The following is a 4,448-nucleotide window of genomic DNA, read 5'->3' as shown; positions in this document are numbered from 1 at the left end:
CGCGAGGACGGCCGCGAAGGCGACGTATTCAGCCTGATCGGGCCGAAGCGCTACGACGCCCCATGGAAGGACATCGAGGCCTTCCTGGATCGCATGTCCCCCGGCGGTCTCTCGTCCGTTCCCCAGTCCCTGCGGTATTTGATTGACGACGCCACCAGGGCATTCCAGCAGGGCTCCGCCACCGAACCCCACTCGGCTCGTGTCCCGTCTCGCGTGGATACTCCCCAGCGCAACATCATGGACATCACTGGGGACTCCACCGAGATCGCCTCGGAGATCGACGGCGCCGTGGAGGGTTTTCGCCGCGCCCACGACCAGGCCATCGCCGTGGACCCGGCGGACGGCACGAAGGCCTCGGACACCCGGACCTTCCGCTCGCCGCGGGAGATCATGTCCGAGCTGCGCCGCGCCTATACCGCGGGCACACAGGTGCGCCTGCACTACGTGGACTATGCGGGTGCCACCAGCCATGACTGGATCTCCATCGTGATGATGACCCCCTCCACCATCTCCGCGGTGCTCGAATCCACCGGGGAGAGCCTCACGATCCAACCCCACCGCATCGCTGCGGTGGACGTGCCGTGCTAGAGGTTATGACGCAAGTTTATTGAATTCCAGAGAATTTCTGAACATCCGGCGAGCGAAGGAAACGCCCGGCCATTTCCACAGCTGGCTGAGAAGAATCTCCTTCGATTACAAGGGACGCAATCGCCAATTCCCCTGTCGTTCCAGCGAACCAGCCATTGGAAAGCTTGCCATCAATTTCTGCTGTACCAGTCTTTCCGCCAAGTGCACTAAGATCACTCAACGACCTAGCTGAACCGTGGTCAATTGTTGATTTCATCATCGTCCGGAGGCTTTGAATAGTTGTATCGCTGACATGCTGGTCTGCCTGTTTATTCACTACTGTCTGTTCGCCTTGAATGAGCTGTGGAGGAACAAGCAAGCCGCCGTTAGCGACAGTCGATTGCATGAGCGCAATCCCAAATGGACTAGCTAGAACCTCGCCCTGTCCAATAGAAGCCTCCACACGAGGAGCTCCAGCCGGTGTCCGCGGCACCGAACCAGTAAGTGTGGTCATCCCTGGTACGTCGAAGTCGGAGCCAATTCCGAGTTCTAAAGCAGTCCGTTGCAGATCATCTTCTCCCAAACGATCCGAAATGACCGCTTGGGTTGTGTTACATGATTGGGCGAAAGCTTCTTCCAGTCGAACGCTACCTAGATCGAAGTCATGATCGTTGGGAATCTTGCGTCCAGCGACGGTGATATTGCTAGGACAAGGTAGTTCCTCATCCATGCTGACTGCCCCTGCCTCTAGTGCCGCCGCTGTGGTCACAGTTTTGAACGTCGATCCCGGTGGGAATAGCCCGGTGAGTGCGATTGGCCCTTGGTTATTTGCCTTGTCATTTTGTGCAACGGCAAGGACACCTCCTGTTCTAGGATTGAGCACGACTAGAACTGCGGCACGTTGCTCACTGTCCACTGCTTGTTTTGCTGCGCTTTGCAGTGTGTTATCCAGAGTGGTTGCGATTGGCTGAACTCGGCGAGGCGGCTCAGAGGCTACCGTCGTCATACCTTGTGAACTCTCAGCGCGTATCGACCATCCTGAATTAGCATCGAGCACTGACTCCCAATATTTGTTCAATTCAGCATCCAGCGGAGAGTTAAGAGTTTTGGACACGCTTAAGAGACGCCCCTGCTCCACAGTGGAAATTCCCTCAAAGGTCCTAAGTTGCTCTTGTATCTTCCGGAATTCTTCCTGCCTCAAAGTGAGGAGCACGGTGTCTTCATCCTAAGACTCTCCCAAGGTCTGCTCGATCCACTCCTTAGTCGTTGTGGGAGACACTGGTGCAAAAATCTGGGCCAATTCCTGCGCTCTAGAGGCTATATCTTTGCGACCTCGTACCTGAATAACTTTCGTCCAGGTCATATATTCATTGCCCAAGCGATCTTTAATTGGAAGATCGTACTGTTTATCTTCAGCAAAAAAGAGTGCGGAATCATCGCTCAACTGAGCTTCGAAGATCGAAGGCAACCATTGAGGCTTACCATCCTGTCCACTAAGGACGAGCCGACCATTGCTCTCCAACTCCACACCATCTTTGGACCAAGTCACATGAGTATTCTGCTTTCCATTGGAAATATCAGATTTTTCGATGTTGACCTTCACACCATGAAGTGACTGCCGAAATTCATGAAGGGCGCGCTCCGGGTCTGGATGATCCAGATACCGTGCAGCCTTGCTGTCATCTCCCGCGTTGAAAGCTTTGAGAAATACGTCTGAGTCTGATTCCCACGGTAGAGCTGAACAGCTGCTCAACATCACTGCGGAGAGCGAACAGAGTGCAATCACCGACTGACGGAAACGATTGTGCTTAGTCATCATGGGAGTGACGTTAAGTGAGACGCATTGGATGCCACCAATATCACATAATGCAATTGTCTCATTTCATTCACATATAGGCGATGGTAGAAGTGTGTATTCAAGTGGCAGAAATTCTAACGAAGAGCGTCCACGAGCAGTCTAGCCACTTCGCCAATAGCACCATCGTGAGTACTCATTGCTTGTTCTGGCACCACCTGTTTCAGCATGATGGACACCACAATGGGCTCCTCGCCCTCAACCTGGATAATCGAAGCTTCACCATGGAGAAGTCCTACAGTGCCCGTTTTTCCATAGATATCAACGCCGCTTGGAGGAAAGCCTGAAGGAACACGGTGACGCCACACCTGCAACCCCAAGAGTTCACACATAGATCGACGTACCGCTGCACTATCGTCTTTCCAAACCTGTTCCAAGTCATTAGTTATTTCCGCCAACGAAGAGACTGCAGAAAACGCTATATCTGTACTACTCCCCCCTTGGGATTGAACATATTGACGCAATTGTTTCTCCGCCGTCACTAAGCTATTCCGATCTTGCAAGTCATAATGAGGTGGAAACCGTTTAAGAAATGCTTCTCGAGCCCACGCAGGCAGTAGACGCAAAATCTCGTGGGCGGCCACGTTATCTGACACCGATGCGACTTGTTTCATTAAGTCTCGGAGACTCACGTTCACTGCGTCATCAAAGGCAGCGAACCCATACCCTTCGTAAGTTCCTTTGGACGGTGCAACGTCAACACGAAGACGAGGATCCAGATCACCTCGTTGAATCGCTTCCAAAGTGAGGTGGAGGAGCCGGATTTTATATAAGGATGCCACCGTAATTTTCTCGTCTTGTTTGCGTCCGATAGTCACCCCATCGTGCAGTCGCGATGCACACCACCATCCCTCACACCCCGACCGCATCAACACGTTTTCCAGGGCCATCTCCATCCGTGCAGTCATTGGTTAATCCTTCGACAAATTCTTTCGGCGACCGCCATGGCCTCGGCGCCATTGTCCATCCCACCTCGGCGAACCACTACATCCACGGAAAAATCGAAACGGGAAGGAAGCTCAATAGCATTGTCAAACTGGTGAAAACCGCGAAATACCAAAGACATCCCCTCCCCTCTTCCAATCAATAAGCCCCTACCTAGAGCATCCTCTGAATCATTAATTTCGCAAGACACACCCGACCGAAATAGCTCTCTCGCCAAACCACTGGCTGCACTTGAATTGTCATTCAGGTTCTCCACCAGCAGATTCAATTGAGACAAGGTCTTATCCAACCTTGAATACCCCGGCGGCACCACTAGATCACGTGACAGAGAAAACTGCCTCGCACTGCGGTGAGTACCCAAGGGAACCGGAGCTTGAACAAGCCCCGCATGAATAGCGCCTTCTTCAACACGGGCAAGAATCTCAACAGAAGGCAGTGACGACAAAACTACTCCATCATGCTGCTGTGCCTTTGCTGCAATACGCGATCCTATCTCGCTTGGAAGCGCACTACTGATGGCCAAACGAAACCCGCTTTGCGCACCACTTCGGATACCGTCAATCATCGAATGCATAGTCTGAAGATCGCGATTAATCACCCGGGCATATGGAAGCAAGGTCAACCCTGCCTCGGTTAGTTTCACTTCCCCCGCCCCTCGGATAAATAGCGGTGTACCTACACCAGCTTCTAAGCGCTTAATGGCATTGGAGACAGGCGGCTGACTCACTCCCAGTCGCGCTGCCGCCGCTGTAAAACTACCGGTCTCCGCTAAAGCCACGAAATACTGCCATTGGCGCAGATTTCCCGTCTGAGCAATCATGGGTCTCAGTATAGTGGAGCACGAGTTCGCACCACTGCAGCGTAAAATGATGTCTTTGGCTTGAGCAACACCGTCGCGGTGGCGTCGATAAACAAAAAGGAAGTGACACACAGCGTGGGCATTGGAAACGGACCGCTCATTGTGCAGTCGGATAAGACCGTGCTGCTGGAAATCGACCACGAACAGGCGCAGGAGGCGCGCACCGCGCTGGCACCGTTCGCGGAGCTGGAGCGCGCGCCGGAGCACGTGCACACCTACCGC

General features: G+C 53.3%; 3 protein-coding genes and 2 pseudogenes. 2 read left to right on the top strand and 3 right to left on the bottom strand.

Translation table 11 applies throughout. The features are described 5' to 3' along the window. A pseudogene (locus QP413_RS09755) lies at window positions 1–588 on the top strand (helicase); the annotation flags it as partial. A gap of 16 nt (window positions 589–604) precedes the next feature. Here the strand turns inward: QP413_RS09755 and pbp2m are convergent. The 3 genes and pseudogenes from pbp2m to QP413_RS09735 all read right to left on the bottom strand — a co-directional run bounded on the left by pbp2m (window position 605) and on the right by QP413_RS09735 (window position 4,187). Beyond that, window positions 605–2,386, bottom strand: a pseudogene (pbp2m, locus tag QP413_RS09750) (penicillin-binding protein PBP2M). A 113-nt stretch (window positions 2,387–2,499) separates the two neighbouring features. After that, window positions 2,500–3,330: a serine hydrolase gene (locus QP413_RS09740; RefSeq protein ID WP_049147775.1), complete on the bottom strand. Its 831-nt coding sequence runs from the start codon at window positions 3,328–3,330 to the stop codon at window positions 2,500–2,502. After that, window positions 3,327–4,187, bottom strand: a complete 861-nt coding sequence (locus tag QP413_RS09735) for a LysR family transcriptional regulator (protein ID WP_012360809.1) — start codon at window positions 4,185–4,187, stop codon at window positions 3,327–3,329. The genes QP413_RS09740 and QP413_RS09735 overlap by 4 nt, the downstream gene beginning before the upstream one ends. Before the next feature lie 114 nt (window positions 4,188–4,301). On the opposite strand from QP413_RS09735, the gene QP413_RS09730 reads away from it, so the two are divergent. Continuing rightward, window positions 4,302–4,448, top strand: a 147-nt coding sequence (locus QP413_RS09730; protein ID WP_284781582.1) for a helicase-associated domain-containing protein, incomplete at its 3' end; no start/stop codon positions are given.

The organism is Corynebacterium sp. UMB4614 (assembly GCF_030217065.1).
Lineage (GTDB): Bacteria > Actinomycetota > Actinomycetes > Mycobacteriales > Mycobacteriaceae > Corynebacterium.
Note: the sequence above shows the minus strand (reverse complement) of the source record. Positions and strands in the feature narration are given on the sequence as shown.

Excerpts from the sequence above, each read along its gene's own strand:
- QP413_RS09740 (WP_049147775.1), bottom strand. The coding sequence starts at position 3,330 with ATGACTGCACGGATGGAGATGGCCCTGGAAAACGTGTTGATGCGGTCG.
- QP413_RS09735 (WP_012360809.1), bottom strand. The coding sequence starts at position 4,187 with ATGATTGCTCAGACGGGAAATCTGCGCCAATGGCAGTATTTCGTGGCT.